Below are 19,381 nucleotides of genomic sequence, written 5' to 3'. Positions count from 1 at the left end.
GCTACTCGGCCGTCTTTTTCGCCGCCGGCTTCTTGGCAGGTGCCTTCGCCGGGGCCTTCTTCGCCGCCGGCTTCTTGGCCGGCGCCTTCTTCGCAGCCGTCTTCTTCGCCGGGGTCTTCGCGCGCTTCTCCGCGAGGAGCTCGACCGCCTGCTCGTGCGTGATCGACTCGATCGACGCGTCCTTCGGCAGCGTCCGGTTCGTCGTCCCGTCAGTCACGTACGGGCCGAAGCGGCCGTCCTTGACGACGATCGGCTTGCCCGACGTCGGGTCCTCGCCCAGCTCCTTGAGCGGCGCCGCCGCCGTCGCGCCGCGGCCACGCTTGGGCTGCGCGTAGATCGCGAGCGCCTCCTCGAGCGTGATCGTCAGCAGCAGGTCCTCGCTCGCGATCGTCCGCGAGTCCGTGCCCTTCTTCAGGTACGGCCCGTACCGGCCGTTCTGCGCCGTGATCTCCGCGCCCGTCTCCGGGTCGACGCCCACCACGCGCGGGAGCGACAGCAACCGCAGCGCATCCTCGAGAGTGATCGTCTGCAGCGACATGTCCTTGAACAAGGACGCCGTGCGGGGTTTCGGGAGCGCCGCGAGCGCTCGCTTCTTCGCCGCCGCGGACAGCCCCTCCTCCAGCTTCGGCTCGGGCAGCACTTCCGTGACATAGGGGCCGTACCGGCCGGAACGCGCGACGATCGGGTGACCGCTCTGCGGGTCAGCCCCGAGCACGATGTCGCCGTCCGCCTGCGTCTCGATCAGCTCACGAGCCTTCGCGACCGTCAGCTCGTCGGGCGCGACGTCGTCCGGCACCGAGGCGCGCGGCGGGTTCTCACCCTCCTTGACCTCGGCGGCGGTGTCCTCGATGTACGGCCCGTAGCGGCCGACGCGCAGGACGATGCCCTCGCCGATAGGGACCGAGTTGATGTCGCGTGCGTCGATGTCGCCGAGGTTGTCGACGAGAGCCTTGAGGCTGTCCTTCGAGTCGGCGCCGTCGCCGAAGTAGAACTTCGACAGCCACGCCGTGCGGTCCACGTCGCCCGCAGCGATCTGGTCGAGGTCCGCCTCCATCGCGGCCGTGAAGTCGTAGTCGACCAGACGGTCGAAGTGCTCCTCGAGGAGCCGCACGACCGCGAACGCGATCCACGACGGTACGAGCGCCTGCCCGCGGGAGAACACGTAGCCGCGGTCGAGGATCGTCGAGATCGTCGACGCGTACGTCGACGGGCGGCCGATGCCGCGCTCCTCGAGCGCCTTGACGAGGCTCGCCTCCGTGAAGCGCGGCGGAGCCGACGTCGTGTGCCCGTCCGCCGTCAGGTCGCGGCTCGCGAGCGCGTCCCCCTCCGCCATCTCGGGCAGGCGCGACTCACCGTCCTTCTTCGCGTCGTCGTCATACCGGTCGGTGTCGCGACCTTCCTCGTACGCGGCGAGGAAGCCCCGGAACGTGATGACCGTGCCCGACGCCGAGAACACGGCGTCGACCTTCGTGCCGTCCGCGCGGGTGCCGTCGACCCCCAGGCGCACCGACGCCGTCGACCCGCGCGCATCACCCATCTGAGATGCGACCGTGCGCTTCCAGATGAGCTCGTACAGCTTGAACTGGTCGCCCGACAGCTCGCCCGCGACCTGCGCAGGCGTGCGGAACGAGTCACCAGCAGGGCGGATGGCCTCGTGAGCCTCCTGCGCACCCTTCGCCTTCGACGCGTAGTGGCGCGGCTTGTCGGGGACGTACGCAGCGCCGTACAGCTCGGACGCCTGACGGCGCGCGGCGTCGATCGCCTGCGTCGACAGTGCCGGCGAGTCCGTACGCATGTAGGTGATGTACCCGTTCTCGTAGAGCGTCTGCGCGGTGCGCATCGTCTGGCGAGAGCTCATGCGGAGCTTGCGCGACGCCTCCTGCTGGAGCGTCGACGTCGTGAACGGCGCCGCCGGACGGCGCGTGTACGGCTTGGTCTCGAGGCTGCGCACCGTCGCGGCCTGACCCTCGATCGCCGCGGCGACGGCGCGAGCCGTCTCCTCGTCGAGGTGCACCGTCGACGAGGACTTGAGCTCACCACGGTCCGAGAAGTCGCGGCCCGACGCGACGCGCGCGCCGTCGAGCGACGTCAGACGAGCGTTGAACCACTGGTCGTCACGCTCGCCCTGCGGCGTCGTGAACTCGGCCGTGAGGTCCCAGTACTCGGCGGCGACGAACGCCATGCGCTCCCGCTCGCGCTCCACGACCAGCCGTGTCGCGACCGACTGCACACGCCCCGCAGACAGGCCCTGCCGAACCTTGCGCCACAGCACCGGCGACACCTCGTAGCCGTACAGGCGGTCGAGGATGCGGCGCGTCTCCTGCGCGTCGACCAGACGCTCGTCTATCTCCCGGGTGTTCTCGAGCGCCCGCGTGATCGCCTCGCGGGTGATCTCGTGGAACACCATGCGCTTGACCGGAACCTTCGGCTTGAGCGCCTCGAGGAGGTGCCACGCGATGGCCTCGCCCTCGCGGTCCTCATCAGTGGCCAGGAAGAGCTCGTCGGCGTCCTTGAGCAGACGCTTCAGCTCGGCGACCTTCTTCTTCTTGTCGCCGTACACCTCGTAGTACGGCGTGAAGCCGTTCTCGACGTCGACCGCGAACTTGCCGAACGGGCCCTTCTTCATCTCGGCAGGCAGCTCGGACGGCTGCGGGAGGTCACGGATGTGCCCCACGCTCGCCTCGACCTCGTACCCGTCACCCAGGTACGACGCGATCGTGCGCGCCTTCGCGGGGGACTCCACGATGACGAGCTTGCGTCCTTGCGACATGGCCAGCCTGCTTCCTCTGCCGAGCGAGCGCGCCACCGCGGCGCACTCGCAGCCAGCGTAAGGGATGCATCGGACCGCGCGAGCCGGGGCGTCAGCCCGCTGTGGACGTCACCCGCGCGGCGGGGAGTCGACGTCGCACCCTCCGCCGATGTCCGTGCAGTCGACCGGCTCGCAGCCCGCGCGACGCAGGTACGGGCCCGCACCGCGGTCGCCACCAGCACGATCCACCTGCCGCAGGAGCGCAACCCAGTGGTCCCTCCCGACGACCACGGGATGCCCGGGAGCGTCGTCGTACACCGCGCGCCGAAGGCTCGCCGCGCACGGCGCGGAGCCGAGCACGCGGCGCACCGCGGCAGGCCTCAGGCCCGGCAGGTCGACGAGCGAGACGACCGCGCAGTCAGCGCGGGCGCGCTCGTCGTCACCGAGGAAGCACGCGAGCCCCGCCGCGAGCGACGCCGACAAGCCCGCCGCCCAGCCGTGCGCCGTCACGACCCGCACACCCGCTGGCACGAGCGTGCGCGCGACGTCGGCCTGCGCCCCGAGCACGACCGTCACGTCCTCGCATCCACCCTCCTCGAGGACCTCGACGGCGCGGCTCAGCCACGTGCGCCCGTCGACGTCGCGCACGAGCGCCTTGGGTACGCCCATCCGCGTGCCGGCGCCAGCCGCGAGCACGAGCCCCGACGCACGGGGACGCTGCCACGGCCGCGGCTCGACGCCGCGGCCGTCAGCGAGGACCACCGCCGTCCCCGAACCGGGCCAGCACGAGGCGCTCGACGAGCTGCGCGAGCGTGTACAGCACGAGCGAGGCCAGCGTGATCGCAGCGACCATCGCCCAGACCTTGGTGTTCTGCGCGCGCCCCACCGCCGACACGACGCCGTACCCGATGCCCTGCCCCGTCGCGAGCCACTCCGCGATGAGCGCCCCCGTGATCGCCGCGGGGACCGCCACGCGCACCGACGCGAACAGCGCCGGCAGCGCCGAGGGCAGCGCGACCTTCGTCAGGACCGCCCGGTCCGAGCCGCCGAACACGTGCACGACGTCGCGCATCTGGGGCGACGCCGAGCGCAGCCCGAACACGATCGTCACGAGCGCCGGGAACAGCACGACGATCCCGCTCATGACCGCGACCGTGACCGCGCCACGCCCCAGCAGCAGGAAGATGATCGGCGCGAGCGCGATGAGGGGCACCGAGCGCAGCAGCATCGCGACCGGCATGACCGTCGCTTCGACGCCGCGCGACAGCACGATCGCCCCCGCGAGGACGAGCGCGGCGACCATGCCCGTGACGAAGCCCAGCGACGCGTCGCGCAGCGTCTCGCCGAGCAGCGTGACGATCTCCGCGCGGTTCGCGGCCGCCTTCGGCACCTCGACGAGGTACTCCCACACGTCGCGCGGTCCCTTGCCCACGTACGGCGAGACGTCGAAGACGCGCAGCGCGCCCACCCACAGGACGAGGACGATCGCCAGGGTCGTGGCGGCGTCGACCACGACGCGCAGCGTCCCCCGGGTCGCCGCGCGCAGCGTCCCGTGGCCTGCGGCCCGCAGCGTCCCCGGGCCTCCGGCGCGCACCGCCACGCCCGTGCTGGTCTGGCTCATCGTGCCGCCTCCGTCCGACCGTCGGCCCACGGCGTCACCCACCGGGCGACGAGGCCGAAGAACGCGTAGCCCGCCCCTGCGACGAGCGCGCACACGAGCGCGATCCCCCACGCACGCTCGGACGCGAGCGACTGCTGCGCGTTGACGAGCGCCGGACCGACACCGCGGTCCATCCCGCCGATGTACTCGCCGAGGATCGCGCCCAGCACCGCTGCAGGCGCCGCGACCTGCAGTGCCGAGACGACGCTCGGCAGCGACGCGACGAGCTGCACCTTCGTGAGCTGCTTCCACCTGCCGCCGCCGTAGACCGTCACGACGTCGAGGCTCGCTCGGTCCGCCGAGCGCAGCCCCAGGACAGCGCCGACGACCGTCGTGAAGAACACCGACAGCCCAGCGAGGACGACCGCGGTCCCGGACGGCTCGCCCGACGGCGGCGGTCCGATGACGATGTAGATGATCGGCAGGATCGCGACGAGCGGCAGGCAGTAGCTGATGACCGCGACCTGCATGACGACCCGCTCGACCACCGGCACGAGCAGGACGAGCGACGCGAGCGCGAGCGCGAGCCCGTTGCCGATCAGGAACCCCCGCACCGCCTCCTCGATCGTCACCCCGAAGTTCGCGGAGTAGAACGCCCACCCGTCGTCGACGAGCACCCTGACGACGCCCCCCGGCGTCGGCAGCGTCGAGCCCGCGAGGACCGTCACCGCCGCGACCCACCAGAGCGCGACGAGGGCCACGAGGCCGACGGCGCCCGGGAGCCAGCCCCGCAGCCGCTCGGCCGTCGTCACGGCTCCTCCCCGACCACCCCGCCCGACCCGAACAGCAGGTCGGACGCGTGGTCGCACAGCGCGTGGAACTCCGGCGTGCGCTGCATCTCCGGGAGGCGCGGCCGCGGGAGGTCTACCTCGATGACCTCCTTGACCCGCCCCGGGCGTGCGCTCATCACCGCGACACGGTCCGAGAGGAAGATCGCCTCGGAGATGCCGTGCGTGACCATGAGGGTCGTCGCCGGCTTCTCCGTCCAGATCCGCAACAGCTCGAGGTTGAGACGCTGCCTCGTCATGTCGTCGAGCGCACCGAACGGCTCGTCGAGGAGGAGGACGCTCGGCCGGACGACGAGCGCACGCGCGATCGACACGCGCTGCCGCATGCCTCCCGAGAGCTGCGACGGCTTCGCCTTCTCGAACCCCTCGAGACCGACGAGCCTGATCAGCTCCTCGACGAGCGCGTCGTCGGGGCGAACACCGGCCACCTCGAACGGCAGGCGGATGTTCGCTACGACCGACCGCCACGGCAGCAGGGCCGAGTCCTGGAACGCGATCCCCAGCTCGTGCGCCTCGCGCAGCTCGAGCGGCGTGCGGCCGTCGACGAGGGCCGTCCCGCTCGTCGGCTGCTCGAGCCCCGCGAGGATCCGCAGGATCGTCGACTTGCCGCAGCCGGACGGACCGAGGAGCGACAGGAACGTCCCCTGGTCCGTGAACAGCGTCGCGTCGTCGAGCGCCGTGACCGTGCGCCTGCCCGAGCCGAAGGTCTTCGTGAGGTTCTCGATCCGGACCCCCGTGCCCAGGGAGCCCGCGACTCCCTGGGCAGCGGAGCCCGCCACCGTGACGGTCATCGTGCTTCCCCTACTTCGTGAGGTCCGGCTCAGCCGCGAGGAGCTCGGCGAGCAGCGACAGGTCGAACAGGTCGGACGCCTCGAGCTCGATGCCCGACGCCTTGAGCGTCGCAAGGTTCTGCGCGACCAGCTCGTCCGAGATCGTGAACAGACCGTTGGCCTTCGTGTCGTCCGTGACGATCAGCGACGTCTGGACGGTCGCCTGCTCGACCTCCTTCTCCAGGTCGAGCCCGAGGTCCTTGCCGTACTTCTCGACAGCGAGGCGCGCACCCTCCTCAGGGTCGGCGACCGCGTCCTTCCAGCCGAGGATCTCGGCCTTGAGGAATGCCTTGACCTTCTCCGGGCTCTTCTCGATCATCTCGTCGGTCGTGACGACCGACTCCGCGACGAACGGCAGACCGTTGTCGGCGAAGAGCAGGTTCGTCACCGGGTGCCCCTCCGCCTCGACCGTGATCGCCTCGTTCGTCACATACGCGAGGAACCCGTCGACGTCGCCGTTGACGAGCGGCGCCGGGTCGTACTCGACCGGGACCTTCTCGACCGTGCTCGCGTCGATGCCGTTCGCCACGAGGAGCGCGTCGAACAGCGCCTCGTTCGGTCCGGCCTGGACGCCGATCTTCTTGCCCACGAGGTCGGCGGGCGTCGCGATGTTGCCGCCGTCCTTGAGGGACAGGATCGTGAACGGGTTCTTCTGGAACGTCGTGCCGACGATCTTCAGCGGCGCGCCCTCCTCCGCGATGACAGAACCGACGGAGACCGCGTTCGAGAGGCCGAAGTCCGCGCCGCCCGACAGGACGATCGACTCGGTCGCGCCCGGGCCCGCGTTGAGGATGACGTCGCTGAACCCGGCGTCCTTGAAATACCCCTTCTCGATCGCGAAGAACTCGCCCGCAAACTCGGCGTTCTTGATCCAGGAGAGCTGGACGGTCAGCGTGCCGAGGTCGGCGGCCGCGCCACCCGGCGCCGGGCTGTCCGCTGCGTCGCTCTCGCTGCTGCACCCCGCGAGGGCGAGCGTGGCGGCTGCGGCGAACGCTGCAGCCTTCAGGCCGAGACGACGGCGGTGGGTCGTGGTCGAGACGGTCATGCGGATCTCTTTTCTGTCGGGCGGCCCCAGCCGCACCCGCTTTTCCCCTACGCCACTGAAACTAGGTGGGACGTATTTCAGGAGGGCGCAACGGACGTTTCACTGCGGTAAACCTCTGCGCAGCCGGGGCGTTCAGTAGTCCGTGCGAGCCGCGTGCGAGTTCCACGCGTCGAACGGCGTGAAGGCTGCGGCGGTCCGCACACCCTCGACCGGCGTCGGCCACGTGCGGGGCTCCTGCGTCATGAGCTCGTAGAAGGCGCGGTCGTCGAAGCCGCCGGCTGCGGCGTCGTGCCGGTCCGCGGCGAAGACGACGCGGTCGATCCGCGACCACAGCGAGGCCGACGCGCACAACGGGCACGGCTCGCACGACGTGTACAGCTCGCAGCCCGCGAGCGAGAACGAGCCGAGCTTGCGGCACGCGGCGCGGATCGCCTGGACCTCCGCGTGAGCCGTCGGGTCGAGGTCGCGCGTCACGCGGTTCTGGCCCGTCGCGACGAGCTCCCCGCCGCGCACGATCACGGCGCCGAACGGTCCGCCGCCCTCAGCGACGTTGCGGACGGCAAGGTCGACGGCCAGGTCGAGCCACCGCGTCTCGATGGCGGTGGTGGGCTCGGTGGTGATGGTCATGGTGGTCTCCCTCGTCTGGTCCTGCTGCTGCGACCATGCTGCGCGGGGAGTGTTGCGCGGACGTCTCCGGGCGCTTACGGCCCTGAAACATCTGTTCCGTAGCGTCGTCCGCATGCTCGAGCTCTCCCGAGACCTGCTGGCGTGGCAGCGCCAGGGTCACCGCGTCGCCGTCGCGACGATCGTCGCGGTGCACGGGAGCGCGCCCCGGCCCGTGGGAACGTCGATGGCCGTGCGCGACGACGGCGCCGTCCTCGGTTCGCTGACCGGCGGTTGCGTCGAGTCCCAGGTCCACGAGGCGTGCGTCGCCGTGCTCGCGGGCGCGCCCGCGCACGTGCTCGGCCGGGCCGACGCCGCGTCGTCGGACGCTGACCGTGCCGCGGACGTCGCCGCCCTGTTCGAGCCCGCAGGCTCGCCGCCCGACCAGCTCGGCCTCGGCCCGCTGACCGACGACCTGTCCATGGGTGTCACCTGCGGTGGTCGGATCGAGGTGCTCGTGCGCCTCCTCGACGACTCCCCCGACGCCCTGCACCAGCTCGAGCGCGCGGCGGAGGGGCTCTCGGCGCGCTACGGCGTCGTCGTAGACGGTCCCGCGACCGGTCGCGACCACGCGTCCGCGCCCGACGGCGCGCCCCTGTTCTGGGAGGAGCAGGCGGCGGCGCCACGGCTCGTCCTCCTCGGCGCGACCGCCGAGGCGGCAGCCCTGTGCACGCTCGGAGCCGCCGCCGGCTGGTCCGTCGTCGTGTGCGACCCGCGCCCCGTGTTCTGCACGAAGGAGCGCTTCCCGGACGCGACGCACGTCGTCGCCGCGTGGCCGCAGCGCGTGCTGCCGACGCTCGGTCTCGGCGTGCGCGACGCGCTGTGCGTCATGGCGCACGACGAGCGGTACGACGCCGCGGCCCTCGGCCTGGCGCTGCGCGCCGGCACCGGGTTCGTCGGGGCGATGGCGTCCCGCCGCACGCGCGACCGCCGCGCCGCGACGCTCCTGGCCGACGGCGTCGACCCCGCGCTCGTCGCGTCCGTACGCTCCCCGCTCGGGCTCGACGTCGGCGCCCGCACGCCGGGCGAGCTCGCCGTCTCCGTCCTCGCGGAGATCCTCGCGGCCCGCGCGGGCCGCGCGGCGCGACCGCTCTCGGCGGCCTGAGCGCCGCCGATCCCAGGCGCCACGCTCATCCCCCCGCCCTCGGCCCTACCCCGGCCGCCGACGTAGGGCCCTCCACGCGCGACAGGGCCCTGCAACCCCCTACCTCGCGTGCTGGGGCCTACCTCGCGTGCTGGGGCTCGCCAGCCCGAACCCGGCCGCCGAGGTAGGGCCACCCACGCGAGACAGAGGCGCCCACGCGAGACAGTGCCTTGCAGCCCCCTACCTCCCGTGCAGGGGCCTACCTCGCGGGCAGTGGCCTCCCTCGGCGACGGCGCCGCCCGGCGGGACCACGGCCGTCCCGCACCCGCCTCAGGCGTTCGCGAGACGCCAGACGCGGTCGCGGGACATCGGCAGCTCGTGCGGCCGCACGCCGAGCGCGCGAGCGATCGCGTTCGCGACCGCCGGGGCGACCGGGTTGTACGGCGCCTCGCTCATGGACTTCGCGCCGCGCGGCCCGATCGCGTCGTACGTGTCGGCGAACAGGACGGTGATCGGCGGGACGTCCGCCATCTGCGGCACCCGGTAGTCGCGGAACGTCCGGGTGGTGACGGCGCCGTCGTCGAGCATGACCTCTTCGTACAACGCGCCACCGAGGCCCTGCGCGAACCCTCCCTCGACCTGCCCTCGCAGCTGCTCCGGGTTGACGACGACGCCCGCGTCGACCGCCTGGACCGCGTGCAGCACCCGCACCTCTCCCGTCGCGGGGTCGACGGCGACCAGCACGCCCTGCACGTTGAACGCGACCGAGCGCGGCGAGCCGTGGTGCTCGCCCTCGCACGTCATCGGCTCGTCGAGCAGCACCTGCCACGGCACGAGGACCCCGGCGACGACGACGCCGTCGGCGTCGACGCGACCCGTCTCTCGCGGCGTCTCGGCGACCCGGGCCCCCGCGCTCGTCCCGGCGACGGCCCCGACCGGGGCGAGGACGCGCTCCTCGGCGCGCGCCACGAGCGCGTCGCGCAGCGCCCGCGCGGCGTTCACGACGGCGCCGCCGGCGACGACGGACCCGGTCGAGCCGTACGCACCCGTGTCGTAGCCGGACGTGTCCGTGTCCGCCGTCTGCAGCCGCACCCGGTCCGCGGGGACGCCGAGCTCGGTCGCGGCGAGCTGCGTGTGCACGGTCGCGGTGCCGTTGCCGAACTCCGCCGTCCCCACCGCGACGGTCACCGACCCGTCGAGCCCCATCGTGACTGCGGCGTAGGAGTGGTGGCCGCGCGGCGGGATCGTCGCGATCATTGCGGCCGCCATGCCGTCGGCGACGCGCCAGCCCGCGGGCACGTCGGCGTCGACCCCGCGCGCGACCGCCGCGGCGAGGTCTGCCTCGACGAGGTCGAGACACTGGTCGAGGCCGTACGACCCGAACGCCAGGTCGCCGCCGGGCGGTCCGTTGACGACGAAGTCGTCACCAGGCACGACGACGTTGCGCCGCCGCAGGTCGAACGGCGACATGCCGAGCCGCTGCGCGAGCTCGTCCATCGCCGACTCGATGCCGAACACCACCTGGCCGAGCCCGTACCCGCGGAACGCGCCCGACGGCGGGTTGTGCGTGTAGACGGCCTCGGCGTCGACACGCTTGTTGGCGCAGCGGTACGTCGCGACCGACTCGTGGCAGCCGTGGAACAGCACGCCGGGGCCGTGGTTGCCGTACGCGCCCGTGTCGGAGAGGACGTCGACCTGCATCGCCGTGAGCGTCCCGTCCGAGCGAGCGCCGAGGGTCACCGAGACGCGCATCGGGTGCCGCAGCGGCACGGCCGCGAACTGCTCCTCGCGCGTCAGCTCCCACTGCACGGGCTCCCCGAGCCGCAGGGCGGCGAGGCTCACGAGGTCCTCGACGAGCAGCTCCTGCTTGCCGCCGAACCCGCCGCCGACGCGCGCGGTGAAGACGCGCACCCGCTCAGGGTCGAGGTCGAGGACGTGCGCGAGCTCGTCGCGCACGAGGAACGGCACCTGCGTCGAGCTGCGCACGACGAGCCTCCCCGCCGAGTCGACCCACGCGCGCGCGCCGTGCGTCTCGAGGCTCGCGTGCGTGACGCGAGCAGTGCGCCACGTGCCCGTCACGACGACGTCCGCCTCCGCGAGGCCCGCCGCGACGTCGCCCACCTCGCCGTGCGTCTGCGCGACGACGTTGCGCCCCGGCTCGGCGATGCGGCTCGCGTCCGGCTCCTTGTCGCCGTGCACGAGCGGCGCGCCCGGCTGACGCGCCAGCTCGGGGTCGACGACGTGCGCGAGCACCTCGTACGTCACGTCGATCAGCTCGATCGCCGCGTGCGCGATCCGCACCGACTCCGCGACGACCGCCGCGACGCGCTGCCCGCGGAAGCGGACCACACGGTCGAGCATGCGCGTGTCGTCCGGGTCGTCGAGCCGTGACTCGTGGCGGCCCGTCGAGTACAGGACGTCGGGCACGTCCTCGTGCGTGAGCACGAGCCGCACACCGGGGAGGGAGCGGGCACGTGTCGCGTCGATCGCGGTGATGCGGGCGTGCGCGTGCGGGCTGCGCAGCACCGCGAGGTGGAGCACCCCGACGGTCGGCTGGTCGAGCGTGAACTCCTCGGTCCCCGTGACGATCCGCGGGCCCGCGGGCGCGGCGAGGGAGCGTCCGTGCGGGGCGTCGCCCGCGCTGCTGTGCGCCGCCCGGTCGACGTTGCACGTCCCGGCGAGCGCGTCGCGCACCGAGCGGTACCCCGTGCAGCGGCACAGGTTCCCCTTGAACGTGCGCTCGAGCTCGGTGTCCGTCATGGGCGGCAGGTCGCCGCTGTCGTCGGCGAGCGCGGACGCCGTGACGACGAAGCCGGCGGTGCAGAAGCCGCACTGGAACCCCGCGGCGTCGACGAAGCGCTGCTGGACAGTGCTGAGCGCCTCGGGCGTACCGAGCCCGGAGACGGTCGTGACCTCGCGCCCCTCGGCGCGGTGGGCGGGGGTGAGGCACGAGTGCACGGGGGCACCGTCGAGCATGACGGTGCACGCGCCGCAGTCGCCCGCGTCACAGCCCTTCTTCACGCCGAGCGCGCCCTCGTCGCGCAAGAACGTGCGCAGGCACTGACCCGGCGCGGGCTCGCTCGCCGCGGTGCGGCCGTCGATCGTGATGCTCATCGGTCCTCCTGTCCGGCAGGTTGCTCCTGCTCGGGTGTCGCGAGCTCGTCCCGCACCTGCTCGGCCAGCTGGGCGGCCATCGCGGCGCGCCAGTCGGCGGGGCCGTGCGCGTCGGCATACCAGCCGACGTCCGTGCCGACGTGCGCGACGGCGTCGCGCAGGTCGGCGGATGTCGGGAGCGTCGGGAAGCGCAGGACGGCGGGGCGCGGCGTGGCCGCGCTGACGGTCACGGTCGCGGTGCCGTCAAGATCGACGCGGCCGACGACGACGCACGACGAGCGCCCGAGCCTCGTCAGGGCGATCTTGCGCATCGCGTGGCGGCCTGCGAGCGCGCGGCGCGGCACGTCGATCGCGCGCAGCACCTCTCCGGGCGCGAGGCTCGTCTCGCGGACCCCGCGCACGAGCGAGGCGACGGCCTCGCGCCGCGGGCCGCCCGGCCCCCACACGACGGCGGTCGCGTCGAGGGCGGCCAGGAGCGAGATCATCGCGCCGGCCGGGAGCGCCATGGCGACGTTGCCCCCGACGGTCGCGGCGGTCTGGACCTTGAACGACATGAGGAACGCGTCCGCGCACGACCGCACGAGCGCGTGCGCGGGGCCGACGACGCCCGCCGGGACCTGCTGGAGGCGCTCGACGGTGCAGGTCGCGGCGACGCGCAGGTCGCCGTCGGGCAGCACCTCCCAGTCCTCCCACCCGAGGCTGGTCAGGTCGACGAGCCCCGTCACGCCAGGCTGCGGCTGGGAGAAGAGCCAGGTGCCGCCCGCGACGAAGGTCTCGCCGGGGGCGAGCTCGAGGTCGTCGACGGTCCGGGCGCGCCGGTAGCTGGTGACGGTGGTCAGATCCATCGCTCGACCTCCTGCAAAGCCTCGAAGCTGTGCGAGATGCGGCTCGTGCGCTCGCGACCGGCGGGCCCCGTGCGTCCCAGGACGCCGTCGGCGAGGACTGCCGCGACGGCCATGGGCGCCGCGTAGCTGTCGAACGCGAGCCCCGATGCGACGGGGCAGCTCAGCCACGCGTGGGCGGACGCGGCGTGCCGGTGCCCTGACGGGTCGGAGAGCAGCACGACGTAGGCGCCGGTCGCGGCGGCTGCGGCGACGGCCGGCCCGAAGACTGTAGGACGGCGCCGGAAGCCGACCGCGACGACGACGTCGTCCGGACCGAGATCGACGAGCTCCTCGCCGACGACCTGCCCGGGCGTCGGTGCGACGACGACCAGGCTGCGCGCCTGCAGGAGCTGCTCGCGCAGGTGGAGCGCGACGGGGTAGCTGTTGCGCCAGCCGAGGACGAGCACGCGCCGCGCGGCGACGAGGTGGTCCTGGACGTCGGCGACGACGGCGTCGTCGAGCACGGCGAGCGCCTCACGGACCACCTCCGCCTCCGCGTGGGCGCGCGCCACGAGGGACGACGGCGCCTCGACGTGGCGGGGCTCGCCTGCGGACCGCAGGTCGCGCAGGTGCTCGCGCACCTCTTCGAAGTCGGCGAAGCCGAGGCTGCGGAACAGCCGGCTCATCGTCGCCTTGGAGACGTCCGCGAGCCTGGCGAGCTCGCTCGCACGGTAGGTGGCGAGGTCGCCGAGGTGCTCGAGCAGGGTCTCGGCGGCGCGCCGCTCCTGGCGGGACAGCTCGCTCATCGCGGCCTCGATACGCGCTTCGATGCGCGTGGCCGGGGGGACGTCGACGACGGTGCGGTGCGCGGCGTCGGCCGGGCGGGCGGTCATCGTGCCTGGCTCCCGGCGACGCGGCCGGCGCACGAGCGGACCGCCGCCTCGAACGCCTCGAGGGCGCGGGCGACGTCGACCGCACGGACGTCCTCGTCGCGGTGGTGGCTGATGCCGTCGTGGCAGCGCAGGAACAGCATGCCGACGTCGGCGACCGCAGCGACCGCCATGCCGTCGTGACCTGCACGGCTCCACATGACGGTCGGGTCGGGGTCTCCCGAGGCGCGCACGCCGTCCGCGACGGCGTCCTGCAGCCAGGGGGCGCACGGGGTCGACGGCGCGGAGTGCGTCTCGCGGACGTCGAGGGCGAGGCCGCGGCGCGCGCACACGACGTGCATCTCGTCGAGGAGGCGCTCGTACATCGCGTCGCGCTCGGTGTCGCTCTCGGCGCGCAGGTCGAGCGTGAGCTCGGCACGGCCCGCGATGACGTTGACGGCGCCCGGCTCGACCGTGAGGCGGCCGACGGTGGCGAGGCAGGCGGTCGGGCGGGCGGCTGCCTCGATCGCGACGACGATCTCGCTCGCGCCGGCGAGCGCGTCGCGCCGCCGCGGGTACGGCGTGCCGCCCGCGTGCCGGGCCTCGCCCGTGACGGTGATCGCGAAGCGTCGGGCGCCGGCGATCGACGAGACGACGGCGAGCGACCGGTCGGCTGCCTCGAGCTCGGGGCCCTGCTCGATGTGCGTCTCGAGGTAGCCGACGATCTCGGCAGGGTGCCGGGCGGCCTCGCCGACGCGTTCGGGGTCGAGGCCGAACGCCTCGAGGGCACCCCAGAGGCTGACGCCGTCGGCGTCGGTCACGTCGAGGAGCGCCGGGTCCCACAGGCCGGCGACGGCGCGGGAGCCGAGGAGCGGCGTCGCGAACCGGGTGCCTTCCTCGTCGCTGAAGGCGACGACCTCGATCGCGAACGGCGCGTCCGCGAGCAGGTCGGCGACCTGGGACACGACGGCGATCGCGAGGACCACGCCGAGCATGCCGTCGTAGCGGCCTGCGTCGGGGACGGTGTCGGTGTGGGAGCCGAGGACGAGCGCGGGCAGGCCGGGCGTCGCGCCCTCGACGCGGCCCCAGCGGTTGCCTGCCGCGTCCTGCCACGTGCGCATGCCGGCGGCCTGCATCCACTGCTCGACGAGGTCGTGCGCGCGGGCGTGCTCGGGAGTGAGGTGGAGGCGCTCGAGGCGGTCGGGGCGCGCGGAGATCGCGGCGAGCTCGTCGCAGCGCGCGAGGACGTCCGTGACGAGAGGGCTGAGCGTGGTGGCCGTCATGAGGCGTACACCGCCTGGGCTCCGTCGACGCCGCCGCCCGGCGGGACACGCACGCCTGCGCGCCGCAGCACCTGCTCGAACGCGGCGAGCGTCGTGAGCACGGCGTCCTTGCGGGCGTTGTAGCCCATCGTGCCGATGCGCCACACTCGGCCGTGCAGCGGCCCGAAGGACGTGCCGATCTCGATGCCGTAGTCGGCGAGCATCTCGCTGCGGACCGCGTCGCCGACCACACCGTCGGGGATGACGACGCCGACGACGTTGTTCATCTTGTGCCGCTGGTCGCCGTAGAGCTCGAGGCCGAGGCCCGCGACGCCCGCGGCCATGGCCGCGCCGTGCAGGCGGTGGCGCTCGACGGCGGCGTCCATGCCCTCCTCGACGAGGAGGCGGGCGCACTCGCGGGCGCCGTAGAGCATCGTCGTGGCCTCGGTGTGGTGGTTGAGGCGGCGCGGCCCCCAGTAGTCCATGATCTGCGCGAGGTCGAGGTAGTTCGACGCGATGCGGCGGCCGGCCGCGTCCTGCTCGTCGGCGTCGCGGATGCCCGCCTCGGTGTGGCGGCGGGCGACGATCCGCTCGACGGCACGCTCGGAGAGCGTGATCGGTGCGCTGCCCGACGGCCCGCCGAGGCACTTCTGCAGGCCGGCCGTGACGACGTCGAGCCCGAGCGTGTCCGTCGCGAGGTCGTTGCCGCCGAGGGACGCGGTCGCGTCGACGTAGAGGATCGCGTCGTGGCGTCGGCAGATCTCGCCGAGCCCGCCGAGCGGCTGCGCGAGGGTCGTCGACGTGTCGCCGTGGACGACCGCGACGACGGACGGCCGTACGCGCTCGACGGCCGCCTCGATCTCCTCGGGCTCGAACACCTCTCCCCAGGGCCTCTCGATCGTGTGCACCTCGGCGCCGCACCGCTCGGCGATCTCGACGAGGAGGTGCCCGAACCTCCCGAACACGGGGACGAGCACGCGGTCGCCCGGCTCGACGAGCGACACGAGCGCCGCCTCGATGCCCGCGCGGGAGGTGCCGTCGACGAGGAGCGTCTGCTCGTTGTCCGTGCGGAGCACGCCGCGCAGGAGACCCATCGTCTCGGTCATGTAGCCGGTCATGACCGGGTCGTACTGACCGACGAGCTGGGCGGACATCGCGCGCAGCACCCGCGGGTCCGCGTTGACCGGGCCCGGGCCCATGAGCAGGCGGGGCGGTGGTGCGATCTGGCTCGACATCGTGGTCCTTCGGGGGTCGGGTGCGGGTCGGGCGGCGAGGGTCGGGAGGGTCAGGGCCGGGTCAGGAGCGCGCCTCCCGCGGGCGCCTCGAGGTCGAGGACGCGCCCGCCGAGGACGGTCGTCGTGACGGCGCCACGGATCTGGCGCCCGTGGTACGCGGAGATCGGGTTGCGGTGCGCGAGGAGCTCTTGGTCGACGACGACGCGCGCGTGCGGGTCGTAGACGAGGAGGTCCGCGGCGGAGCCGACGGCGATCCGGCCCTTGGCCGGACGGCTGCCGCGCGCGTCGAGGCCGACGAGCCGCGCGGTCGCGGCCGACGTCCAGCGTGAGACGTCCGCGAGGGAGACGCCGCGGCGTCGGGCCTCGTCGGCGAGGGCGACGAATCCGACCTCGAGGCCGGAGATGCCGCCCCACGCGGCTTGCAGGTCGCCGTCGCCGCGCTGCTTCTCGTCGGCGGTCGAGGGCGAGTGGTCGGAGACGACGCAGTCGATCACGCCGTCGGCGAGCGCCTGCCACAGCAGGTCGCGGTTGGCCTCGGAGCGGATCGGCGGGCAGCACTTGAGCTGCGGCGCCGCGTCCGGGATGGACTCGGCGGCGAAGCACAGGTAGTGGTGGCACGTCTCGACGGTGAGCGGCAGGCCCTCAGCGCGGGCGTCCACGAGGAGGTCGAGCGCGCGGGCGCTCGACAGGTGCAGGAGGTGCGTGCGGGCGCCCGTGCGCCGGACGGAGTCGATCAGCCGCGCGATCGCTGCGGTCTCGGCGGAGTCGGGGCGGGACGCGAGGAAGTCCTGGTAGGAGCGGCTCGGCCCGTGGGCGGCGGCCTCGAGCTCGGCCGGGTCCTCCGCGTGGACCACCATGAGCGCGTCCAGCCGGGCGATCTCGCGCAGGTGCTCGTCGAGCGCCGCGTCGTCCTCGAGGTGCCCGAACTCGGGCACCCCCGAGGGTGACAGGAAGCACTTGAAACCCATGACGCCCGCGTCCCACAGGCCCGCGAGCTCGCGCACGTTGCCGGGGACGGCGCCGCCCCACAGGGCGACGTCGACCGCGAGCCCCGCAGCGGTCGCCGCCGCGCGCTTCGCCTCGAGGCCCGCGACGGTCGTCGTGGGCGGGACCGAGTTGAGCGGCATGTCGACGACCGTCGTGACGCCGCCGCGTGCCGCGGCGCGCGTCGCGGACGCGAAGCCCTCCCAGGAGGTGCGGCCTGGCTCGTTGACGTGCACGTGCGTGTCGACGACGCCCGGCAGGACGACGTGCCCGTCCGGCACGGTCCACGTGTCCGCGGATGCGGCGTCGTACGGTGCGGCGTCGTACGGTGCGACGGCCGCGACCCGGCCCTCGGCGAGGACGAGCGTCGCCGGCCGGAGCGCGCCGTCGACGAGCACCTGGCGGGCGCGCAGCACGCCGACCGGGCCGGGCCCAGGCGTGGGCGCCTGCACCGGGGCCGTCCGCACGTCGGGAGTCATCGCGCCGCCCTCAGCAGAACCCGGCGACGGCAGCCCAGACGTCGGGGCGACGCGTGCCGCCCGAACGCTCGACCGTCGCCTGGATGAGCCCGTACGGGCGGTCGGCGGCGAAGAAGACCTCGCCCGGGTTGTCGAGCCCGAACGGCTCGAGGTCGACCAGGAAGTGGTGCTTGTTCGGGCAGGAGAGGCGTACCTCGACGATCTCGTCGAACACCTCGAGCACGGCGCTGCCCATCTCGAAGATGGTCTGCTGGAGCGACAGCGAGTGCTGCGTCGCGAACGTCTCGAGCATGAGCCGGCGCACGGCGTCGTAGGTCTTGTCGAAGTCGACGTCGGTGCTCGCGTAGCGCCACCAGGCCGTGACCGACGTCGCCAGGATGCGGTCGTCCGTCTCGGTGAGGGTCGTGTAGCGGTCGCGCGGGAAGCCGTGGAACTCGGAACCGGTCGACTTCAGCACGGTCGCGTCGGTGAAGCCCGAGACGACGACCGTCTCGTCACCCTCCGTGATGACGGTCGTGCGGCGCACCTCGCCGCCCGCCCGGGCGAACGCGTGGTCGTGGCCGACGCCGTCGACCGCGATCCGGTCCCACGCGTACGACTCCGCGGACAGCACCGCGCCGGTGACCCACTCGAAGCTGCCGGTGAAGTGCTTGCTGAGCCGCAGCAGGAACTCCTCGGGGGTGCCGATGCCGTGCTCGCGAGCGAACGCGTACACCGTGTTCTTCTGCGTGTCGGTCGCGACGACCTTGGCGTTGTCGCCGGTCGCGTGGCAGTCGGTGAAGTCGCCGAGGAGCTGCGTCGTGACGTTGAGGTCCTCGATCTGGTGCGTCGCGGAGTCCCGGGTGACGCGCACGAGGCGAACCTCGCCCTTCCCGTACTGGTTGGCTCCCAGGACGATGTCGGAGGCGGTGGTCATGTCAGCTCCCTCGGTAGGCGGTGCAGGCGAACGGGCTCAGGAGGAGAGCCACGTGGTAGTGGTCCTGGGCGGGGTCGACCTCGAAGCCGAGGACGACCCGCGTGAGGAACGTGGGGGTGTCGACCGCGGTGAGGTAGTCCCCTGCAGCGATGACGAGGTCGTGAGGGCCGCCGGCGATCTCGCGGTCGAGCCGGAAGCGGCCGTCACCGTCGGTGCGGGCGCTCGCGACGACGCTGCCTGCGGCGTCGCGCAGCTCGAGGTGGACGCCGACGGCGGGGCCGCCGTGGGCGGCGTCGAGGACGTGCGAGGAGAACGTGGTCATGCGGGTCCGCCCGTCGGGTCGAGAGTTGCGCTGGTCAGCGCGTGGTCGAGGAGACCGGCGAGGCGCAGCGCGCAGATCTCGCGGAGCTCGCGCGCGACGACGCGCAGCTCGGTCACGGGGTCGTTTCCGAGCCGCTCGTCGAGGAGGGCGAGGATCTCGGGGGCGGTGCGGCCTGCGGCGCGGACGAGGTAGACGCGGCCGAAGCGCTGCTCGTACAGGCGGTTGCCCGCGGCGAGGCGCTCGCCCGGGTCGGCGCTCGCGCGCAGGGCGGCCTGCTCGCGGGCGGACGCCTCGGCGCTCGCCCCCGTCCCCGCGTGGTCCTCGCCGAGGCGGGGGTGGTCCGCGAGCGCGGCGTCGACCTCGTCGTCGGTCCAGGCGGCCGCGAGGTGGTCGGCGTGGGCGAGCAGCGACTGCGTGTCGGCATAGGGCCGCCCGTCGGCGACCTGGGCGGCCCAGGCGGGCACGGCGGCGCACGCGACGAGCGCGGCGATCGCGTCGTCCCTGGTCAGGGCGTTGAACTCGGTGACGTTCATGCGTCACCTCCTCTCCGCTCTCGA

At 73.3% G+C, this 19,381-nt stretch carries 17 protein-coding genes; 1 reads left to right on the top strand and 16 read right to left on the bottom strand.

What is annotated here, in order from left to right:
- Window position 1: 1 nt before the first annotated feature.
- The 7 genes from topA to AC4F3Q_RS09035 all read right to left on the bottom strand — a co-directional run bounded on the left by topA (window position 2) and on the right by AC4F3Q_RS09035 (window position 7,699).
- A complete protein-coding gene (gene topA / locus AC4F3Q_RS09065; protein ID WP_491039683.1) occupies window positions 2-2,770 on the bottom strand; it encodes a type I DNA topoisomerase in 2,769 nt (922 codons plus the stop codon).
- Window positions 2,771-2,878: 108 nt separating this feature from the next.
- Window positions 2,879-3,511, bottom strand: coding sequence for a nucleotidyltransferase family protein (locus AC4F3Q_RS09060; protein WP_491039682.1), 633 nt, complete (start codon window positions 3,509-3,511; stop codon window positions 2,879-2,881).
- Window positions 3,498-4,370: an ABC transporter permease gene (locus tag AC4F3Q_RS09055; protein ID WP_491039681.1), complete on the bottom strand. Its 873-nt coding sequence runs from the start codon at window positions 4,368-4,370 to the stop codon at window positions 3,498-3,500. The genes AC4F3Q_RS09060 and AC4F3Q_RS09055 overlap by 14 nt, the downstream gene beginning before the upstream one ends.
- Window positions 4,367-5,161: an ABC transporter permease gene (locus AC4F3Q_RS09050; RefSeq protein ID WP_491039680.1), complete on the bottom strand. Its 795-nt coding sequence runs from the start codon at window positions 5,159-5,161 to the stop codon at window positions 4,367-4,369. The genes AC4F3Q_RS09055 and AC4F3Q_RS09050 overlap by 4 nt, the downstream gene beginning before the upstream one ends.
- Window positions 5,158-5,988 carry an ABC transporter ATP-binding protein gene (locus AC4F3Q_RS09045; RefSeq protein WP_491039679.1) on the bottom strand — a complete coding sequence of 277 codons (831 nt, stop codon included), beginning with the start codon at window positions 5,986-5,988 and terminating at the stop codon, window positions 5,158-5,160. The genes AC4F3Q_RS09050 and AC4F3Q_RS09045 overlap by 4 nt, the downstream gene beginning before the upstream one ends.
- Before the next feature lie 10 nt (window positions 5,989-5,998).
- On the bottom strand, window positions 5,999-7,072 hold the full coding sequence (locus AC4F3Q_RS09040; protein ID WP_491039678.1) for an ABC transporter substrate-binding protein: 1,074 nt from the start codon (window positions 7,070-7,072) through the stop codon (window positions 5,999-6,001).
- Window positions 7,073-7,204: 132 nt separating this feature from the next.
- Window positions 7,205-7,699 (bottom strand): nucleoside deaminase, encoded by a 495-nt coding sequence (locus AC4F3Q_RS09035; RefSeq protein ID WP_210727458.1) that lies wholly within the window; start codon window positions 7,697-7,699, stop codon window positions 7,205-7,207.
- A 112-nt stretch (window positions 7,700-7,811) separates the two neighbouring features.
- Between AC4F3Q_RS09035 and AC4F3Q_RS09030 the strand changes: the two genes are divergently transcribed.
- On the top strand, window positions 7,812-8,840 hold the full coding sequence (locus AC4F3Q_RS09030; protein WP_491039677.1) for an XdhC family protein: 1,029 nt from the start codon (window positions 7,812-7,814) through the stop codon (window positions 8,838-8,840).
- A 309-nt stretch (window positions 8,841-9,149) separates the two neighbouring features.
- Here the strand turns inward: AC4F3Q_RS09030 and AC4F3Q_RS09025 are convergent, their stop codons facing one another.
- From AC4F3Q_RS09025 to uraD, 9 genes are read right to left on the bottom strand one after another with little or no spacing between them, the layout of a single operon-like run.
- On the bottom strand, window positions 9,150-11,933 hold the full coding sequence (locus AC4F3Q_RS09025; RefSeq protein ID WP_491039676.1) for a molybdopterin-dependent oxidoreductase: 2,784 nt from the start codon (window positions 11,931-11,933) through the stop codon (window positions 9,150-9,152).
- Entirely contained in the window at window positions 11,930-12,778 is an 849-nt protein-coding gene (locus tag AC4F3Q_RS09020) for an FAD binding domain-containing protein (protein ID WP_491039675.1), read from the bottom strand. The genes AC4F3Q_RS09025 and AC4F3Q_RS09020 overlap by 4 nt, the downstream gene beginning before the upstream one ends.
- Entirely contained in the window at window positions 12,769-13,650 is an 882-nt protein-coding gene (locus tag AC4F3Q_RS09015; RefSeq protein WP_491039674.1) for a MurR/RpiR family transcriptional regulator, read from the bottom strand. The genes AC4F3Q_RS09020 and AC4F3Q_RS09015 overlap by 10 nt, the downstream gene beginning before the upstream one ends.
- Window positions 13,647-14,909, bottom strand: coding sequence for an allantoate amidohydrolase (locus AC4F3Q_RS09010; RefSeq protein ID WP_491039673.1), 1,263 nt, complete (start codon window positions 14,907-14,909; stop codon window positions 13,647-13,649). Before AC4F3Q_RS09010 ends, AC4F3Q_RS09015 begins: the two co-directional genes overlap by 4 nt.
- On the bottom strand, window positions 14,906-16,123 hold the full coding sequence (locus AC4F3Q_RS09005) for a pyridoxal-phosphate-dependent aminotransferase family protein (RefSeq protein WP_491039672.1): 1,218 nt from the start codon (window positions 16,121-16,123) through the stop codon (window positions 14,906-14,908). Before AC4F3Q_RS09005 ends, AC4F3Q_RS09010 begins: the two co-directional genes overlap by 4 nt.
- 50 nt (window positions 16,124-16,173) lie before the next feature.
- Window positions 16,174-17,586, bottom strand: coding sequence for an allantoinase AllB (allB, locus tag AC4F3Q_RS09000; protein ID WP_491039671.1), 1,413 nt, complete (start codon window positions 17,584-17,586; stop codon window positions 16,174-16,176).
- 10 nt (window positions 17,587-17,596) lie between these two features.
- Window positions 17,597-18,502 carry a factor-independent urate hydroxylase gene (pucL, locus tag AC4F3Q_RS08995; RefSeq protein ID WP_168448092.1) on the bottom strand — a complete coding sequence of 302 codons (906 nt, stop codon included), beginning with the start codon at window positions 18,500-18,502 and terminating at the stop codon, window positions 17,597-17,599.
- A 1-nt stretch (window position 18,503) separates the two neighbouring features.
- The gene (locus tag AC4F3Q_RS08990; protein WP_491039670.1) at window positions 18,504-18,824 is read right to left on the bottom strand and encodes a hydroxyisourate hydrolase; all 321 of its coding nucleotides are present in this window, start codon (window positions 18,822-18,824) and stop codon (window positions 18,504-18,506) included.
- Window positions 18,821-19,357, bottom strand: a complete 537-nt coding sequence (gene uraD / locus AC4F3Q_RS08985; protein ID WP_491039669.1) for a 2-oxo-4-hydroxy-4-carboxy-5-ureidoimidazoline decarboxylase — start codon at window positions 19,355-19,357, stop codon at window positions 18,821-18,823. Before uraD ends, AC4F3Q_RS08990 begins: the two co-directional genes overlap by 4 nt.
- Window positions 19,358-19,381: the final 24 nt, after the last annotated feature.

The sequence above is a fragment of the Flavimobilis sp. BM9 genome, from assembly GCF_058313055.1.
Note: the sequence above shows the minus strand (reverse complement) of the source record. Positions and strands in the feature narration are given on the sequence as shown.

Coding starts and splice junctions, on each gene's coding strand:
- AC4F3Q_RS09055 (WP_491039681.1), bottom strand. CDS start 4,370: ATGAGCCAGACCAGCACGGGCGTGGCGGTGCGCGCCGGAGGCCCGGGG.
- uraD (WP_491039669.1), bottom strand. CDS start 19,357: ATGAACGTCACCGAGTTCAACGCCCTGACCAGGGACGACGCGATCGCC.
- AC4F3Q_RS09035 (WP_210727458.1), bottom strand. CDS start 7,699: ATGACCATCACCACCGAGCCCACCACCGCCATCGAGACGCGGTGGCTC.
- AC4F3Q_RS09030 (WP_491039677.1), top strand. CDS start 7,812: ATGCTCGAGCTCTCCCGAGACCTGCTGGCGTGGCAGCGCCAGGGTCAC.
- AC4F3Q_RS09010 (WP_491039673.1), bottom strand. CDS start 14,909: ATGACGGCCACCACGCTCAGCCCTCTCGTCACGGACGTCCTCGCGCGC.
- AC4F3Q_RS09020 (WP_491039675.1), bottom strand. CDS start 12,778: ATGGATCTGACCACCGTCACCAGCTACCGGCGCGCCCGGACCGTCGAC.
- AC4F3Q_RS09015 (WP_491039674.1), bottom strand. CDS start 13,650: ATGACCGCCCGCCCGGCCGACGCCGCGCACCGCACCGTCGTCGACGTC.
- pucL (WP_168448092.1), bottom strand. CDS start 18,502: ATGACCACCGCCTCCGACATCGTCCTGGGAGCCAACCAGTACGGGAAG.
- AC4F3Q_RS09005 (WP_491039672.1), bottom strand. CDS start 16,123: ATGTCGAGCCAGATCGCACCACCGCCCCGCCTGCTCATGGGCCCGGGC.
- AC4F3Q_RS09045 (WP_491039679.1), bottom strand. CDS start 5,988: ATGACCGTCACGGTGGCGGGCTCCGCTGCCCAGGGAGTCGCGGGCTCC.
- topA (WP_491039683.1), bottom strand. CDS start 2,770: ATGTCGCAAGGACGCAAGCTCGTCATCGTGGAGTCCCCCGCGAAGGCG.
- AC4F3Q_RS09025 (WP_491039676.1), bottom strand. CDS start 11,933: ATGAGCATCACGATCGACGGCCGCACCGCGGCGAGCGAGCCCGCGCCG.
- AC4F3Q_RS08990 (WP_491039670.1), bottom strand. CDS start 18,824: ATGACCACGTTCTCCTCGCACGTCCTCGACGCCGCCCACGGCGGCCCC.
- allB (WP_491039671.1), bottom strand. CDS start 17,586: ATGACTCCCGACGTGCGGACGGCCCCGGTGCAGGCGCCCACGCCTGGG.
- AC4F3Q_RS09040 (WP_491039678.1), bottom strand. CDS start 7,072: ATGACCGTCTCGACCACGACCCACCGCCGTCGTCTCGGCCTGAAGGCT.